General features: G+C 48.8%; 9 protein-coding genes and 1 pseudogene. 6 read left to right on the top strand and 4 right to left on the bottom strand.

From position 1 onward, the window contains the following. Positions 1–16: 16 nt before the first annotated feature. From comS to Q5C82_RS14260, 5 genes and pseudogenes are all read left to right on the top strand, one after another. The gene (comS, locus tag Q5C82_RS14235; protein WP_013307914.1) at positions 17–157 is read left to right on the top strand and encodes a competence protein ComS; all 141 of its coding nucleotides are present in this window, start codon (positions 17–19) and stop codon (positions 155–157) included. Continuing rightward, positions 103–7,632 (top strand): annotated as a pseudogene (gene srfAB / locus Q5C82_RS14240) (surfactin non-ribosomal peptide synthetase SrfAB); the annotation flags it as partial. The gene comS and the pseudogene srfAB, both read left to right, overlap by 55 nt. Positions 7,633–7,668: 36 nt before the next feature. Further along, positions 7,669–11,496 carry a surfactin non-ribosomal peptide synthetase SrfAC gene (gene srfAC, locus Q5C82_RS14250; RefSeq protein ID WP_003224936.1) on the top strand — a complete coding sequence of 1,276 codons (3,828 nt, stop codon included), beginning with the start codon at positions 7,669–7,671 and terminating at the stop codon, positions 11,494–11,496. A 27-nt stretch (positions 11,497–11,523) separates the two neighbouring features. Continuing rightward, positions 11,524–12,252, top strand: a complete 729-nt coding sequence (gene srfAD, locus Q5C82_RS14255) for a surfactin biosynthesis thioesterase SrfAD (RefSeq protein ID WP_003224939.1) — start codon at positions 11,524–11,526, stop codon at positions 12,250–12,252. Between the two features lie 98 nt (positions 12,253–12,350). Further along, positions 12,351–13,577: an MFS transporter gene (locus Q5C82_RS14260; protein WP_003224941.1), complete on the top strand. Its 1,227-nt coding sequence runs from the start codon at positions 12,351–12,353 to the stop codon at positions 13,575–13,577. 14 nt (positions 13,578–13,591) lie between these two features. On the opposite strand, the gene Q5C82_RS14265 is transcribed toward Q5C82_RS14260, so the two are convergent. Together Q5C82_RS14265 and Q5C82_RS14270 are read right to left on the bottom strand one after the other, a co-directional pair. Then, the gene (locus Q5C82_RS14265) at positions 13,592–14,149 is read right to left on the bottom strand and encodes a YcxB family protein (protein WP_003224943.1); all 558 of its coding nucleotides are present in this window, start codon (positions 14,147–14,149) and stop codon (positions 13,592–13,594) included. Positions 14,150–14,202: 53 nt separating this feature from the next. Beyond that, positions 14,203–15,141, bottom strand: coding sequence for a DMT family transporter (locus tag Q5C82_RS14270; RefSeq protein ID WP_003224944.1), 939 nt, complete (start codon positions 15,139–15,141; stop codon positions 14,203–14,205). Positions 15,142–15,261: 120 nt separating this feature from the next. Here Q5C82_RS14270 and Q5C82_RS14275 point away from each other — a divergent pair, with 120 nt between their 5' ends. Further along, on the top strand, positions 15,262–16,596 hold the full coding sequence (locus tag Q5C82_RS14275) for a PLP-dependent aminotransferase family protein (RefSeq protein ID WP_003224946.1): 1,335 nt from the start codon (positions 15,262–15,264) through the stop codon (positions 16,594–16,596). On the opposite strand, the gene Q5C82_RS14280 is transcribed toward Q5C82_RS14275, so the two are convergent. Beyond that, positions 16,591–17,265, bottom strand: coding sequence for a 4'-phosphopantetheinyl transferase (locus tag Q5C82_RS14280; RefSeq protein ID WP_003224948.1), 675 nt, complete (start codon positions 17,263–17,265; stop codon positions 16,591–16,593). The genes Q5C82_RS14275 and Q5C82_RS14280 overlap by 6 nt on opposite strands. A 104-nt stretch (positions 17,266–17,369) precedes the next feature. Then, a complete protein-coding gene (locus tag Q5C82_RS14285) occupies positions 17,370–18,017 on the bottom strand; it encodes a YitT family protein (protein ID WP_003224949.1) in 648 nt (215 codons plus the stop codon). Positions 18,018–18,049: the final 32 nt, after the last annotated feature.

Genomic DNA, 18,049 nt, shown 5'->3' on the forward strand with positions numbered 1-18,049 from the left:
AAGGAGGAGCAGACGTTTGAACCGATCAGGCAAGCACCTTATCAGCAGCATTATCCTGTATCCCCAGCCCAGCGGAGAATGTATATCCTCAATCAGCTTGGACAAGCAAACACAAGCTACAACGTCCCCGCTGTACTTTTGCTGGAGGGAGAAGTAGATAAAGACCGGCTTGAAAACGCGATTCAGCAATTAATCAACCGGCACGAAATTCTCCGTACATCGTTTGACTTGATCGACGGAGAAGTTGTACAAACCGTTCATAAAAACATATCGTTCCAGCTGGAGGTTGCCAAGGGACGGGAAGAATACGCGGAGGAAATGATCAAAGCGTTCATTCAGCCGTTTGAATTAAACCGCGCGCCGCTCGTCCGTTCGAAGCTTGTCCAGCTTGAAGAAGAACGCCATCTGCTGCTGATTGATATGCACCATATCATCACTGACGGCAGTTCAACAGGCATTCTGATCGGTGATCTCGCCAAAATGTATCAAGGCGCTGATCTTGAGCAGCCGCAAATTCACTATAAAGATTACGCTGTTTGGCATAAAGAACATGCTGATCAACAAAAGGATGAAGCATACTGGCTCGATACCTTTAAAGGCGAGCTGCCGATTCTTGATCTTCCGACGGATTTCGAGCGGCCTGCTGAACGGAGCTTTGCTGGAGAGCGCGTGATGTTCGGGCTTGATAAACAGATGACTGCTCAAATCAAGTCACTCTTGGCAGAAACGGATACGACAATGTATATGTTTTTGCTGGCGGCGTTCAATGTACTCCTTTCTAAGTACGCGTCACAGGACGATATCATTGTCGGATCGCCGACTGCGGGAAGAACACATCCTGATCTTCAAGATGTGCCGGGGATGTTTGTCAACACGGTCGCACTAAGAACGGCGCCTGCGGGAGATAAAACGTTTGCGCAATTCCTTGAAGAAGTCAAAACAGCAAGCCTTCAAGCATTCGAGCATCAGGGCTACCCGCTTGAGGAGCTGATTGAAAAGCTTCCGCTTACAAGGGATACAAGCCGAAGCCCGCTGTTCAGCGTGATGTTCAACATGCAGAACATGGAGATTCCATCATTGAGATTAGGAGATTTGAAGATTTCTTCATACTCCATGCTTCATCACGTGGCGAAATTTGATCTCTCCTTGGAAGCGGTCGAGCGAGAAGAGGATATTGGCCTAAGCTTTGACTATGCGGCTGCCCTGTTTAAGGACGAGACGATTCGGCGCTGGAGCAGCCACTTTGTCAACATCATCAAAGAGGCCGCAACTAATCCGAATGTTCGGCTATCTGATGTAGACTTGCTTTCACCAGCAGAAACAGCTGCTTTACTTGAAGAAAGTCATATGACTCAAATTACTGAAGCAACCTTTGCAGCTCTTTTCGAAAAACAGGCCCAGCAAACACCTGATCATTCTGCGGTGAGGTCTGGTGGAAATCTGCTGACCTATCGCGAGCTTGATGAACAGGCGAACCAGCTGGCGCATCATCTTCGTGCGCAAGGGGCAGGAAGTGAAGACATCGTTGCAATTGTCATGGATCGGTCAGCTGAGATCATGGTATCGATTCTCGGAGTCATGAAAGCGGGGGCGGCTTTCCTGCCGATTGATCCGGACACGCCTGAAGAACGAATCCGCTATTCATTAGAGGACAGCGGAGCGAGAATTGCGGTCGTAAACGAAAGAAACATGACGGCCATTGGGCAGTATGAAGGGACAATCGTCAACCTTGATGACGCGAAATGGAGAAATGAGAGTAAGGAGCGTCCCTCTCCGATCTCCGGATCTCGTAATCTTGCATACGTCATTTATACGTCCGGTACGACCGGGAAGCCAAAAGGTGTGCAAATCGAGCATCGCAATCTAACAAACTATGTTTCTTGGTTTAGTGAAGAGGCGGGCCTGACGGAAACCGATAAGACTGTATTGCTTTCGTCTTACGCATTCGACCTAGGCTATACGAGCATGTTCCCTGTGCTTCTGGCAGGGGGCGAGCTCCACATCGTGCCGAAGGAAACCTATACGGCGCCAGATGAAATGGGGCTTTATATCAAGGAACACGGGATCACATATATCAAACTGACACCGTCTCTGTTCCACACGATGGTGAATACTTCCAGATTTACAAAAGAACCAAACTTTGAATCCTTGCGCTTGATCGTCTTGGGAGGAGAAAAAATCATCCCGGCGGATGTTCTCACCTTCCGCAAGGTGTATGGCCATACCGAATTTATCAATCACTACGGCCCGACAGAAGCAACAATCGGCGCCATCGCCGGACGGGTTAATCTGTCTGAGCCGGATGCATTCGCGAAACGCCCGACAATCGGGCAGCCGATTGCGAATGCCGGTGCGCTTGTCTTAAATGAGTCGTTAAAGCTTGTGCCTCCGGGAGCGAGCGGCCAGCTCTATATCAAGGGACAGGGGCTTGCGAGAGGATATCTCAACAGGCCTCAGCTGACAGCCGAGAGATTTGTACAGAATCCATATTCACCGGGCAGTCTCATGTACAAAACCGGAGATGTTGTACGGAGACTTTCTGACGGTACGCTTGAATTTATCGGCCGGGCCGATGATCAGGTGAAAATCCGCGGCTATCGCATTGAGCCGAAAGAAATTGAAACGGTCATGCTCAGCCTCAGCGGAATTCAAGAAGCGGTTGTGCTAGCAGTTTCCGAGGGCGGGCTTCAAGAGCTTTGCGCGTATTATACGGCGGATCAAGCCATTGAAAAAGCAGAGCTCCGCAACCAGCTTTCACAAACACTGCCGTCTCATATGATTCCTGCTTTCTTTGTGCAGGTTGACGCCATTCCGCTGACGGCAAACGGGAAAACCGATAGAAGCGCATTGCCGAAGCCACACGCGGAACAATCCGGACGCAGGGCCTTAGCCGCACCGGAAACAGTGCTTGAGAAGAGCCTATGCCGCATTTGGCAGAAAACGCTTGGCATAGAAGCGATCAGCATCGACGACAATTTCTTCGATTTAGGCGGCCATTCATTAAAAGGGATGATGCTCATTGCCAACATTCAGGCTGAATCGGAGAAAATCGTACCGCTTAAAGCGCTGTTCGAGCACCCGACTGTTCGCCAGCTTGCGGCTTACATGGAGGCATCGGCAGTTTCAGGCGGCCATCACGTGCTCAAACCGGCTGACAAACAGGATATGTACCCACTGTCATCTGCGCAGAAACGGATGTATGTACTGAATCAGCTTGACCGGCAGACGATTAGCTACAATATGCCATCTGTTCTTCTGATGGAAGGCGAGCTTGATATTTCACGTCTGCGCGACTCACTCAATCAGCTTGTGAACCGCCACGAGTCATTGCGCACATCATTTATGGAAGCAAACGGTGAGCCTGTTCAGCGCATTATTGAGGAGGCGGCGATTGATCTTCATTTGTTTGAAGCGAAAGAAGATGAAGCGGAACAAAAGATCAAGGACTTTATCCGTCCATTCGACTTAAACGACGCACCGCTCATTCGCGCAGCATTGCTTCGAATAGAAGCGAAAAAACATTTGCTGCTTTTAGATATGCATCACATCATCGCAGACGGGGTATCAAGAGGCATTTTTGTAAAAGAATTGGCGCTGCTTTACAAAGGAGAGCAGCTTCCAGAGCCGGCGCTTCATTATAAGGATTTCGCCGTTTGGCAAAATGAAGCTGAGCAAAAGGAACGGATGAAGGAGCATGAGGCGTACTGGCTCTCGGTTCTTTCAGGCGAGCTGCCGGAACTTGATCTTCCGCTCGATTACGCCCGTCCGCCTGTGCAAAGTTTTAAAGGGGACACGGTCCGTTTCCGTACGGGAAGTGAGACGGCAAAGGCGGTAGAACAACTGCTCGCAGAAACCGGAACGACCTTGCACATGATGCTTCACGCTGTTTTTCACGTCTTTTTAAGCAAAATATCCGGGCAGCGGGATATCGTCATCGGCTCCGTCACTGCCGGCCGGATGAATGCTGATGTCCAAGATATGCCGGGAATGTTCGTCAATACGCTTGCCTTAAGAATGGAAGCGGAAGAACAGCAAACATTTGCAGAGCTGCTGGAGCAAGCGAAGCAGACAAACCTGTCAGCGCTGGAGCATCAGGAATATCCGTTTGAGGAATTAGTCAATCAGCTTGATCTCCCTCGGGATATGAGCCGAAATCCATTGTTTAACGTGATGGTGACGACAGAAAATCCTGATAAAGAACAGCTTACATTGCAGAATCTAAGCATTTCACCTTACGAGTCCCATCAGGGAACGTCTAAGTTTGATCTGACATTAGGCGGATTCACTGATGAAAACGGCATCGGACTGCAGCTCGAATATGCGACTGATCTGTTCTCAAAAGAAACGGCTGAAAAATGGAGCGAATACGTTCTACATTTACTAAAAGCTATCGCGGAAAATCCGAACCAGCCGCTTTCCAGCCTGTCACTCGTCACCGAAACAGAAAAACAAACGCTTCTCGACGCTTGGAAGGGTAAAACGCTGCCTGTACCGACAGACAAAACCGTTCATCAGCTATTCGAAGAAACAGTTCAGCGCCACATAGACCGCCCGGCTGTCACATATAACGGCCAGTCATGGACGTACGGCGAGCTGAACGCCAAGGCGAACCGTCTTGCTCGGATTCTGATTGACTGCGGTATCAGCGCGGATGAACGCATCGGCATCCTCACGAAGCCATCGCTGGAAATGTCCGCCGCGGTGCTCGGCGTCTTAAAGGCGGGAGCGGCGTTTGTGCCGATTGACCCTGACTATCCGGATCAGCGGATTGAATATATCCTACAGGACAGCGGTGCGACGCTTCTCTTGAAACAGGAAGGCATCTCAGTGCCGGACAGCTATACGGGAGAGGTCATTCTTCTTGACGGCAACCGCACGATCCTAAGTCTGCCGCTTGATGAAAACGACGAAGAAAATCCAGAGACGGATGCAAACGCTGAGAACCTCGCGTACATGATTTACACGTCTGGAACGACCGGACAGCCGAAGGGTGTCATGGTTGAACACCATGCGCTTGTGAACCTGTGTTTCTGGCACCATGACGCGTTCAGCATGACGGCGGAGGACCGCAGTGCGAAGTACGCGGGCTTCGGATTCGACGCTTCCATTTGGGAGATGTTCCCGACCTGGACGGTCGGCGCCGAGCTTCATGTCATTGATGAAGCGATCCGCCTTGATATCGTTCGCCTGAACGATTATTTCGAAACGAACGGGGTGACGATCACCTTCCTGCCGACGCAGTTGGCGGAACAGTTTATGGAGCTAGAGAACACGTCACTCCGCGTATTGCTGACAGGCGGAGACAAACTGAAGCGTGCCATGAAACAGCCGTACAAGCTCATCAACAACTACGGGCCGACAGAAAACACGGTCGTTGCCACAAGCACAGAGATCAATCCGGAGGAAGGCTCGCTTTCCATCGGGCAGGCGATCGCCAATACGAGAGTGTACATTCTCGGCGAGGGCAATCAGGTGCAGCCGGAAGGCGTGGCCGGAGAGCTTTGCGTGGCGGGACGCGGACTGGCGCGAGGCTATCTGAATAAAGAGGACGAAACCGCGAAGCGGTTTGTCGCTGATCCGTTTGTGCCGGGTGAACGCATGTACCGCACCGGCGATTTGGTGAAATGGGTGAACGGCGCCATCGAATACATCGGCCGGATCGACCAGCAGGTCAAGGTCCGCGGTTATCGGATCGAGCTCTCAGAAATCGAAGTCCAGCTCGCCCAGCTTTCTGAGGTGCACGATGCTGCGGTAACAGCTGTCAAAGATAAAGGCGGCAATACAGCGATCGCGGCGTATGTCACACCGGAAACAGCTGACATAGAAGCGTTAAAGTCTTCGTTGAAAGAAACCCTGCCGGACTATATGATCCCGGCGTTCTGGGTGACGCTGAACGAACTTCCGGTTACCGCAAACGGCAAAGTAGACCGCAAAGCGCTGCCGGAGCCGGATATCGAAGCAGGGGGCGGAGAATACAAAGCGCCGACAACGGACATGGAAGAGCTGCTTGCCGGCATTTGGCAGGACGTGCTCGGTATTTCTGAAGTCGGTGTCAGTGACAATTTCTTCTCGCTCGGCGGAGATTCCATCAAAGGAATCCAGATGGCGAGCCGCTTGAACCAGCACGGCTGGAAGCTGGAAATGAAAGATCTTTTCCAGCACCCGACGATCGAAGAGCTGACCCAATACGTGGAGCGTGCCGAAGGCAAACAGGCAGACCAAGGCCCAGTGGAGGGCGAAGTCATTCTGACACCGATCCAGCGCTGGTTCTTTGAAAAGAATTTCACGAACAAGCACCATTGGAATCAGTCAGTGATGCTTCACGCCGCGAAGGGCTTTGATCCTGAACGGGTGGAGAAAACATTGCAGGCACTGATCGAACATCATGACGCACTCCGCATGGTCTACCGTGAGGAAGACGGAGAGATCATTCAAGCATATAAACCAATCGGTGAAAGCAAGGTCAGCTTCGAAATCGTTGATCTGTACGGCACTGATGAAGAGATGCTGAAAAGCCAGATCAAGATTCTCGCGGACAGGCTGCAAAGCAGTCTCGATCTGCAAAACGGACCGCTTCTGAAGGCGGAGCAATACCGTACGGAAGCTGGCGATCACCTGCTCATTGCTGTACACCATCTCGTGGTCGACGGCGTATCATGGCGGATTTTGCTTGAAGATTTTGCTTCAGGCTATGTGCAGGCTGAGAAAGAAGGGAGCGTTGTCTTCCCGCAAAAAACAAATTCCTTCAAGGATTGGGCGGAAGAACTGGCGGCATTCAGCCAATCAGCGGATCTTTTACAGCAGGCTGAATACTGGTCGCAAATTGACGCTGAACAGGTTTCTCCTGTGCCGAAGGACTACGAAACAGAGCAGCGGATCGTCAAGCATACATCATCCGTAATTTGTGAATTAACGGAAGAGGACACTAAACATCTCTTAACGGATGTTCATCAGCCATATGGAACCGAAATCAATGATATTCTTCTCAGCGCGCTCGGTTTAACGATGAAAGAATGGACAGACGATGCCAAAATCGGCATTAACCTGGAGGGACACGGACGGGAGGACATCATCCCGAATGTCAATATCTCCAGAACGGTCGGCTGGTTTACGGCACAGTATCCTGTTGTGCTCGACATGTCTGAAGCAGATGTATCAACCGTGATCAAAACAGTCAAAGAAAACCTGCGCCGCATTCCGGATAAAGGAGTTGGCTACGGCATTCTCCGTTATGTCACAAAAACTGCGGAAACAAAGGGCTTCACGCCAGAGATCAGCTTCAACTATTTAGGACAATTCGACAGTGAAGTAAAAACCGACTTCTTTGAGCCGTCCGCTTTCGATATGGGGCGCCAAGTAAGCGAAGAATCAGAAGCACTGTACGCTTTAAGCTTCAGCGGAATGATTAGAAACGGCCGGTTTGTGCTTTCTTGCTCCTACAATGAGAAGGAGTTTGAAAGAGCTACAGTCGAGGAGCAAATGGAACGGTTTAAAGAAAATCTCCTGATGCTGATCCGCCATTGTACGGAAAAAGAAGATAAGGAATTCACGCCAAGCGACTTCAGTGCTGAAGACCTTGGAATGGACGAGATGGGCGATATCTTTGACATGCTTGAGGAGAATTTAAAATAAAACGCAAGGGAATTACAGAAGGCGGGAGCGAAGCATATGAGTCAATTTAGCAAGGATCAGGTTCAAGATATGTATTACCTATCGCCGATGCAGGAAGGGATGCTGTTTCATACCATCCTGAATCCCGGCCAGAGCTTTTACCTTGAACAAATCACGATGAAAGTAAAAGGCAGCTTGAATACCAAATGCCTTGAAGAGAGCATGAATGTGATCATGGACCGGTACGAAGTATTTCGTACCGTGTTCATTCACGAAAAAGTAAAAAGGCCTGTCCAAGTCGTATTGAAAAAACGCGAGTTTCGTATAGAGGAAATAGACCTGACACACTTAACGGACAGCGAACAAATAGCCAAAATCAATGAATATAAGGAACAGGATAAGGTCAAGGGCTTTGATTTAACGCGGGATATCCCAATGCGCGCAGCTATTTTCAAAAAAGCTGAAGAAAGTTTTGAATGGGTGTGGAGCTACCACCACATTATTTTGGACGGCTGGTGCTTTGGCATTGTCGTGCAGGATCTGTTTAAGGTATACAATGCCCTGCGCGAACAAAAGCCGTACAGCCTGCCTCCTGTCAAACCGTATAAAGACTATATCAAGTGGCTTGAAAAGCAGGATAAACAAGCATCACTGCGTTACTGGCGCGAGTATTTAGAGGATTTTGAAGGACAGACGACGTTTGCGAAGCTAAGAAAGAAACAAACGGACGGCTACGAGCCGAAAGAACTGCTCTTCTCACTGCCGGAGGCGGAAACAAAGGCCTTTACCGAGCTTGCAAAATCGCAGCATACCACTTTAAGTACGGCCCTGCAGGCAGTCTGGAGCGTATTGATCAGCCGCTATCAGCAGTCTGGCGATTTGACTTTCGGCACAGTCGTTTCCGGGCGTCCCGCGGAAATCAAAGGCGTTGAACATATGGTCGGGCTGTTTATCAACGTTGTCCCAAGACGTGTGAAACTGTCTGAGGATATCACATTTAACGGTTTGCTCAAGCAGCTGCAGGAGCAAGCGCTTCAGTCTGAGCCGCATCAATATGTGCCGCTCTATGACATCCAAACTCAGGCTGATCAGCCAAAACTCATTGACCACATCATTGTCTTTGAAAATTATCCGCTTCAGGATGCAAAAAATGAAGAAAATAGTGAAAACGGCTTTGATATGGAGGATGTACATGTTTTTGAGAAGTCGAATTATGACCTCAACCTGATGGCTTCCCCGGGAGATGAGATGCTGATTAAGCTTGCCTATAATGAGAATGTGTTTGATGAGGCGTTTATCCTGCGCTTGAAATCTCAGCTTCTCACAGCGATTCAGCAGCTCATCGAAAAGCCGGATCAGCCTGTCAGCACAATCAATCTCGTTGACGACAAGGAGAGAGCGTTTCTGCTTTCCGGCTTAAACCCGCCGGCTCAAACTCATGAGGCAAAGCCTCTGACGGATTGGTTCAAGGAAGCGGTGAACGTTAATCCGGATGCACCGGCGCTTACGTATTCCGGCCAAACTCTTTCCTACCGGGAATTAGATGAGGAAGCGAACCGCCTTGCACGCCGATTGCAAAAGCAAGGCGCGGACAAAGGCTCCGTAGTAGCGTTGTACACGAAGCGTTCGCTTGAACTGGTGATCGGCATTCTCGGCGTATTAAAAGCAGGAGCGGCTTATCTGCCGATTGATCCGAAGCTGCCGAAGGACCGAATCTCGTATATGCTGACTGACAGCGCCGCAGCCTGTCTGCTGACACATCAGGAGATGAAAGAAAAAGCGGCTCAGCTGCCGTATACAGGAACAACGCTCTTCATCGATGATCAAACACGGTTTGCAGAACAGGCGAGCGACCCAGCAATCGCGATTGAACCCGACGATCCGGCATATATCATGTACACGTCCGGTACAACCGGAAAGCCGAAAGGCAATATCACCACTCATGCCAATATTCAAGGATTGGTCAAGCATGTAGACTACATGGCATTTTGCGAAAAAGATACGTTCTTATCTGTTTCGAATTACGCCTTTGACGCATTTACCTTTGATTTCTACGCTTCAACACTGAATGCGGCACGGCTCATTATCGCAGATGAACATACGCTGCTTGATACAGAACGTCTAACCGATCTGATTCATCAAGAGAATGTCAATGTCATGTTTGCGACAACTGCACTATTTAATCTTCTCACAGATGCGGGAGAGGATTGGATGAAGGGGCTTCGCTGCGTGTTATTCGGAGGAGAGCGCGCGTCTGTGCCTCACGTCAGAAAAGCGCTGCGGGTCATGGGGCCGGGCAAGCTGATTAACTGCTACGGGCCGACTGAGGGAACGGTGTTTGCGACAGCTTACGTCGTGCATGATATACCGGATTCCGTCTCCTCATTGCCGATCGGAAAGCCGATCAGCAATGCCAGTGTTTATATTCTCAACGAGCAAAATCAGCTCCAGCCATTCGGGGCGGTCGGTGAACTGTGCATCAGCGGAATGGGCGTATCTAAAGGATATGTAAACCGTCATGACCTGACGAAGCAAAAGTTTATCACGAACCCGTTCAAACCGGGAGAAACGCTTTACCGCACAGGGGACTTAGCACGCTGGCTGCCGGACGGAACGATTGAATACGCTGGCCGGATTGACGACCAGGTCAAAATACGCGGACACCGGATTGAGCTTGAAGAAATCGAAAAGCAGCTGCAGGAATATCCAGGTGTGAAAGATGCGGTCGTTGTGGCAGATCGCCATGATTCTGGCGATGCATCAATCAACGCATACCTCGTGAACCGGACGCAGCTTTCAGCTCAAGACGTAAAGGCGCACTTGAAAAAACAGCTTCCTGCTTACATGGTGCCACAAACCTTTACTTTCTTGGACGAGCTTCCTTTAACGACAAACGGGAAGGTCAATAAACGACTGCTGCCAAAACCGGATCAGGATCAGCTGGCGGAAGAATGGATCGGGCCACGAGACGAGACGGAAGAAACGATCGCACAAATTTGGTCGGAGGTTCTCGGCAGACAGGAAGTTGGCATTCATGATGATTTCTTTGCACTCGGCGGGCATTCCTTAAAAGCAATGACTGCCGCTTCCCGCATCAAAAAAGAGCTCGGGATTGATCTCCCGGTAAAGCTTTTGTTTGAAGCGCCGACGATCGCCGGCATTTCAGCGTATTTGAAAAACGGAGGCTCAGATGGATTGCAAGATGTAACGATAATGAATCCCGATCAGGAGCAGATCATTTTTGCATTCCCGCCGGTCTTGGGCTATGGCCTTATGTACCAAAACCTGGCTAGCCGCCTGCCGTCATACAAGCTGTGTGCCTTTGATTTCATCGAGGAGGAAAACCGGCTTGACCGCTATGCGGCTCTGATTCAGGAGCTTCAGCCGGAAGGGCCTTTGACACTGTTCGGGTATTCGGCGGGTTGCAGCCTGGCGTTTGAAGCAGCCAAAAAGCTTGAGGAACAAGGACGTACTGTTCAGCGGATCATCATGGTGGATTCCTATAAAAAACAAGGTGTCAGTGATCTCGACGGACGCACGGTTGAGAATGATGTCGAAGCATTGATGAATGTCAATCGGGACAATGAAGCGCTCAACAGCGAAGCCGTCAAACAAGGCCTCAAGCAAAAAACACACGCTTTCTATTCTTACTATGTCAACCTGATCAGCACAGGACAGGTGAAAGCTGATATTGATCTGCTGACATCTGGCGCTGATTTTGACATGCCGGAATGGCTTGCGACGTGGGACGAGGCAACAACAGGTGCTTACCGTGTGAAAAGAGGCTTCGGAACACACGCTGAAATGCTGCAGGGCGAAACGCTAGATAGGAATGCAGGGATTTTGCTCGAATTTCTTAATACACAAACCGAAACGGTTTCTTAAATGAAGTGTGAAAGGAGGAGACAGCCAATGAGCCAACTCTTCAAATCCTTTGATGCGTCGGAAAAAACGCAGCTCATCTGTTTTCCATTTGCCGGCGGCTACTCAGCGTCGTTTCGCCCTCTCCATGCTTTTTTGCAGGGAGAGTGTGAGATGCTCGCTGCCGAGCCGCCAGGACACGGCACGAACCAAACGTCAGCCATTGAGAATCTCGAAGAGCTGACCGATTTGTACAAACAAGAATTGAACCTTCGTCCTGATCGGCCGTTTGTGCTGTTTGGACACAGTATGGGCGGAATGATCACCTTCAGGCTGGCGCAAAAGTTGGAGCGTGAAGGCATCTTTCCGCAGGCAGTTATCATTTCAGCGATACAGCCGCCGCACATTCAGCGGAAGAAAGTGTCCCATCTGCCTGATGATCAGTTTCTCGATCATATTATCAAATTAGGAGGGATGCCCGCGGAGCTTGTGGAAAACAAGGAAGTCATGTCCTTTTTCTTGCCTTCCTTCAGATCAGATTACCGGGCTCTTGAACAATTTGAGCTTCACGATATGGCCTCGATCCAATCCCCTGTTCATGTCTTTAACGGGCTTGATGATGAGAAATGTATACGAGATGCGGAAGGCTGGAAGAAGTGGGCGAAAGACATTACATTCCATGAATTTGCCGGTGGGCACATGTTTCTGCTGTCACATACGGAAGAAGTGGCAGAACGGATTTTTGCGATATTGAACCAGCATCCAATCATTCAATCGTGATCAAAAGCGGACAGCACCTGCTGTTCCGCTTTTGATGTGGAATGACAATTTTTACATGATATAATAGTCGCAATACTCAAATAAAGGCGGGTCGGAACATGCGCGCGTCTCCTCAGATGAAATGGTTTATATTGCTGTTTACGTTTGTTTTCGCCATCGGAATGAACTCATTCAGAAATTCCTTTCAATTTTTTATGCTGCCGATGGCGGATACCTTCCATGCCGACAGGTCACTGATCGCGGTTTCAGTCAGCATTTTTATGATCACCACGGGCATCGTTCAGTTTTTTGTCGGGTTTTTTATTGACCGGTTTAGCGTCAGAAAAATTATGGCGCTCGGGGCTGTTTGTATCAGCGCAAGCTTTTTGGTGCTTCCGTATTCACCGAATGTTCATGTGTTTTCTGCCATTTACGGAGTGCTCGGCGGAATCGGCTATTCCTGTGCGGTCGGCGTGACGACCCAATATTTCATCAGCCGCTGGTTTGACACACACAAAGGCCTCGCGCTCGCTATTTTGACCAATGCAAACTCAGCGGGCCTGCTGCTGCTCTCGCCCATTTGGGCCGCGGCTCCGTACCATGCCGGCTGGCAAAACACCTATACCATATTAGGCATCGTTATGGCGGCTGTTCTTCTGCCGCTTCTCGCCTTCGGGATGAAGCATCCGCCACATGCGCAAGCGCCGTCAGTGAAAAAATCTTATGACTGGCGGGGATTTTGGAGCGTGGTAAAGCAATCCCGTCTCATTCATATCCTGTACTTCGGCGTGTTTACATGCGGATTTACAATGGGAATCATTGATGCTCATCTCGTTCCGATGCTGAAGGATGCGCATGTCTCTCATGTCAACGGAATGATGGCCGCGTTCGGGGCGTTTATTATCATTGGCGGATTACTGGCGGGCTGGCTGTCAGATCTCCTCGGCAGCAGAAGCGTGATGTTGTCCATCTTATTTTTCATTCGGCTGATCAGCTTGATTTGCCTGCTCATTCCCATTCTCGGAATCCATCACAGCGAACTTTGGTACTTCGGGTTTATCCTGTTATTCGGACTCAGTTACACAGGTGTAATCCCGCTGACCGCGGCGTCTATTTCAGAAAGCTATCAAACAGGATTAATCGGCTCGCTGCTAGGCATCAATTTCTTTATCCATCAGATTGCCGGAGCTCTCAGTGTGTATGCAGGTGGTTTGTTTTTTGACATGACCCATGATTATCTGCTAATTATTGTTGTGTGCGTCGTGTTTGTAGGTGTATCGGCTGTAATAGAGCTGGTGCCGTTTTTAGATAAACAGAAGGCAAAAGAAACGCATCAATCATTATAAAAGGACCAGCACTGTCATCGCTGATCCTTTTTAAATTTAACTTTTTTTGATTCGGTATTATTAAGGATAATGCCCCTGAATCTGTTCATCTCCTCTTTGGAATGAAAAAAATGTTTTGGTACCGCAATATATTGGCTGCTGGATGTATTGATCCGGAAGATATTCTTATATTCGAAAACAGCTGTGATTTCATTCCAATTAAAAATGAGGTCATACTTTTTAGAACATATACGGATTCCTTCTTGATTGAGGATATACGTTCTTTTGGATTTAATCCGTTCGTTCTTCTTGTATGCTCTGGAAAACTTCACATATAGAAGAAGGAGGAGCAGCAGTGTAAACAGAACTGACATCACGATAATCAACATACTATTCATAAACAAGTTAAGCGCGTCACTGCCATAAACGAGACGGGGCCATCCGTTACTAGAATAAACTGCAGCAAAAATAGCGCAAAACAACAGAAAGTAAAAGAATGAGATTTTTCCGACTTGATAAAAAAAGATTTCTCTTACATCCTTAAAAGTAATTTCTCCTGGAAGATTGATACTTTCACTAGCATATTGAATCATACGGTACACTTACACCTCAAACCATGTTTTTCCTATCAGTCTAGCATAATTTCTCATTTTTTTGCAGGGACTCTATGGTGATTTGTCTTTTTCTGCAGATTGGTATTGCTCCCCAGCACGCCAATCATAATACAAACGGCGCCGGCAAGATGATACCACGACAGGCTTTCGTTTAGAATCACCACGCCTGCAATCATCGTCACGATAGTGGATACGTGATTAAAAGCGCTCATTTTAAACGCCTCAATCCGTGACAGCGTATAGTTAGACAGAAACGAAGTGACAAGTGAAGACAGCACGCCCAAATACACAATGGCGAGAACAAAGCCGGGCTCCCGGAATGGCTGAAAATAAGTGCTGACAGTTCCAGCCGCGCCGTGGCGAATAAGGGCGATGGCGTTGAAGACGACAAAGCCGATGGCTGACATGATGTAGGTGAGCTCTGTCAGCTTGAACCGCTGGGTCATTTTTCTGGCAGCGGTATTGTACATCGCGGAGGACAAAGCGGACAGCAGGATCAGCAAAGAGCCTTTTAAGCTGGCTGATTCCACATCGACGCCTTTCATCACAAAAATAAACATGACGCCGGCGACGGATAAAACCGTGAAACCCTTCTGCGTCCACGTCGAGCGTTCCTTTAAAACATAAGCGGCAAAGACCATCGTGAAAATCGGAATCGCTGCCTGAATAATTCCCGCTTCAGAGGAGGACGAGTACACAAGACCGAATGCCTGAAAGCTGAAAAACAATGCCGGATATAGCAGGGCGAGCGGCAAAATGGCCATGACGTCCTTTACACGGATTGATAGCTTTACCCAGCCGAATAAGACCGGTACAGTGGCCGCAGCAAATGCAATGGTGAACCGGTGTGCCAGAATATCAAACGGTTCGGCTGTTTGCAGTGCGATTTTTACGAATAGAAAGGATAAACCGATAATGAACGAATATAAGATAGCCGCCATATAAGCGGAGGCTTGCTGATTTTTAATCATAATGGGAGGTGCTCCTTTACCTAAATTGCGCCGGTCGCTTTATTTTATTGTATGGCTGTGACCATAACGGTACAATGAGAAAAACAATGAACTGTACCGGTACAAAACAGGGGGGAAAGCATGGAGAAATATATGAGTCTTTTAACGAGGATAGAGGAGATGATGCAAAGCAGCGCCTATCAAGAAGGAGACAGGCTCCCGTCCATCCGTCAGCTGTCCGCCCGCTACCAAGTCAGCAAAAGCACAGTGATCCGAGCGCTGCAGGAGCTGGAAAAGCGCCACCTCATCTACTCTGTTCCGAAAAGCGGCTATTATATTGTGAAAAAGACGGGAAAATCAAAAAGCGGGCAGCCGGGCACCATCGACTTTGCCACATCTGCACCGGACCCCGATGTGTTTCCGTATCTTGATTTTCAACACTGCATCAACAAAGCGATTGATACATACAAAAATGATTTGTTTATTTATGGAACGCCAAAGGGGCTTCCATCACTCATTCGCGTACTCCGAAAACTGCTGGCCAATCAGCAGGTATTTGCGGATGAACGGCATATTTTCATCACTTCAGGTGTTCAGCAGGCGTTGTCCCTGCTTTGTGCAATGCCGTTTCCAAATGGGAAAGAGAAGATCGCTATTGAACAGCCGGGCTATCATTTGATGATTGAACAGCTTGAGACGCTTGGAATTCCTGCCATCGGCGTGAATAGAACAGAAGCGGGGCTTGATATAGCCGAGGTCGAGCGGCTGTTTCAGACAGAATCGATCAAGTTTTTTTATACGATGCCGCGCTTCCATAACCCGCTGGGCTGCTCTTTATCAGAACATGATAAACAAGAGCTTGTGAGACTGGCAGAAATGTATGATGTCTATCTCGTTGAGGATGATTATCTCGGTGATTTGGAGGAAAATAAAAAGGCAGATCCGCTGTACGCATATGATCTGTCCTCGCATGTCATTTATTTGAAAAGCTTCTCGAAAATGATGTTTCCCGGCCTTCGCGTGGGGGCCGCTGTTTTGCCGGATGCGCTGGCTGACACGTTTCACACCTACAAAAAGCTGAACGACATCGACTGCTCGATGATTTCTCAAGCGGCGTTGGAGATTTATCTGAAAAGCGGCATGTATGGCAGGCATAAGGAGAAGATCCGCGCTTCCTATAAGGAACGGTCACTGAGGCTTCATCAAGCCATTCAAACACATAGGCAGCTGGGAAGCGGCCGCTTTACGTTCTCCAGCGGGCAGGCACCCTGCATGCACACCCATCTGGTGCTTCCTCGGGATCTGCCAGCCTCAAGGGTGATTCAAAGGATGAAAAAACAAGGGGTTCTCCTTGAGGCGATAGACCGTCATTATTTATCAGATTATCCGAAAGAAAATCTATTAAAAATCAATATTTCCAATGTGAAAACGGAAGATATTGAGCATGGCGTCAAGCTGCTGATGAGCCACTTATAAAAGCGCTTCGTACGAGAGCATTGTGATATCCTCGGGGAAATCAGGGTGCGCGGCGCATACGGCCATTTTGTAGCCGGGATCCACCTCATAGGTTTTGATATAGCATGGTGTATGGCTGTCCGGAAGCTCAATGGATACTTGTCCGTCCTGATGCAGGCGCACTGAAAAGGAATCTAGCGGAAGTGATAAGCCTTTGCCTTCCTGTTTGATAAAGCTTTCTTTCATTGACCATAGATGATAAAAATAGTCTGTCTGCTCGTCCTTGTTTTTTGCTAAAAGGTCGCTGTACTCTGTTTTTGAAAAGAAACGTTTGGCGATCTCAAGGCTGATCGGTTTCATTTTTTCAATATCGATGCCGATCGGGTGTGAATCAAACGCACAAATGACCCAGCGGCCGGAGTGAGAAATGTTGAAATGGGCGTCAGGAAGATCAGGGATGCAAGGCTTCCCGTATTCCTGCGCGCTGAAGCGGATGTCAGCTTTGTCCAGCTGATACTGCCTGCTAATAACCGAGCGAACGAGCACATCTCCTAGCAGGGTGCGGTGAGCATCTTCTTTATGATAAAATCTCCGGCATTTCTCCTGTTTTTCAGGCGATATGAAAGACATGAACCGTTCATTCTCTTCCTGGGAAAGCGGGCGGTCCATATAAATTCCGTAAATCTTCATTCTAGATCCTCCGTCTGCAAAAGATTGTCAAAACCATCCTATCATACTTCAACAAGACTCATATAGAGGAGAAAATAAAAAAACAAAGCCGTAGCGGCTTTGTTTTAGTGTATAGGCGGAGTTGCTTTCACAGCGGCTGTCCGCCTTGCCACAGCATAATTCAGCAGCTGGATTGACTGCGGCAATGAAAAGCGCAAAATGATACCGGTGAGGATGGCGGTCAAAATTGTACCTAAACCGATCGGTCCGCCCATGCCCCATGCCGCAAACAAAATTGTTATTTCCATGCCGTTCCGCACCCATTGCACATTCCAGCCGGTTTTTTCTGTAATCAGCATCATCAGTGAATCACGCGGCCCCGCGCCAAGGCCTGCTGATACATAAACACCGACGCCGTAGCCGATCAACAGCACGCCGAGAGAGAAGACGATGACGGAGCCTGTGTAGGTGGAGGGGGCTGGCAGAAGAAAATTGAAAAAATCTATAAAAACACCAATGAGCACCATGTTCAGGATCGCCCCAATTTTTGGCCAAGCCCTCGTAAACAATGACGTTAATCCGACGATGAGCGCTCCAATAATGATGGACCACTGGCCGACGGTAAGCCCGAAGTGCTGAAACAGGCTGTAATGAAATGCATCCCACGGACTAATGCCGAGTGCTTTTCCTTCTATCGTCAGGGATACACCAAAAGCCAAAATGATCAAACCGGCAAAATAAAATGTCCAGCGCAGAACAAGTTCTTGCTTCACGTGAGGTCCCTTCTTTCGTAAAAATCAGTCGA

The sequence above is a fragment of the uncultured Bacillus sp. genome, assembly GCF_958411575.1.
Classification (GTDB): domain Bacteria; phylum Bacillota; class Bacilli; order Bacillales; family Bacillaceae; genus Bacillus; species Bacillus spizizenii.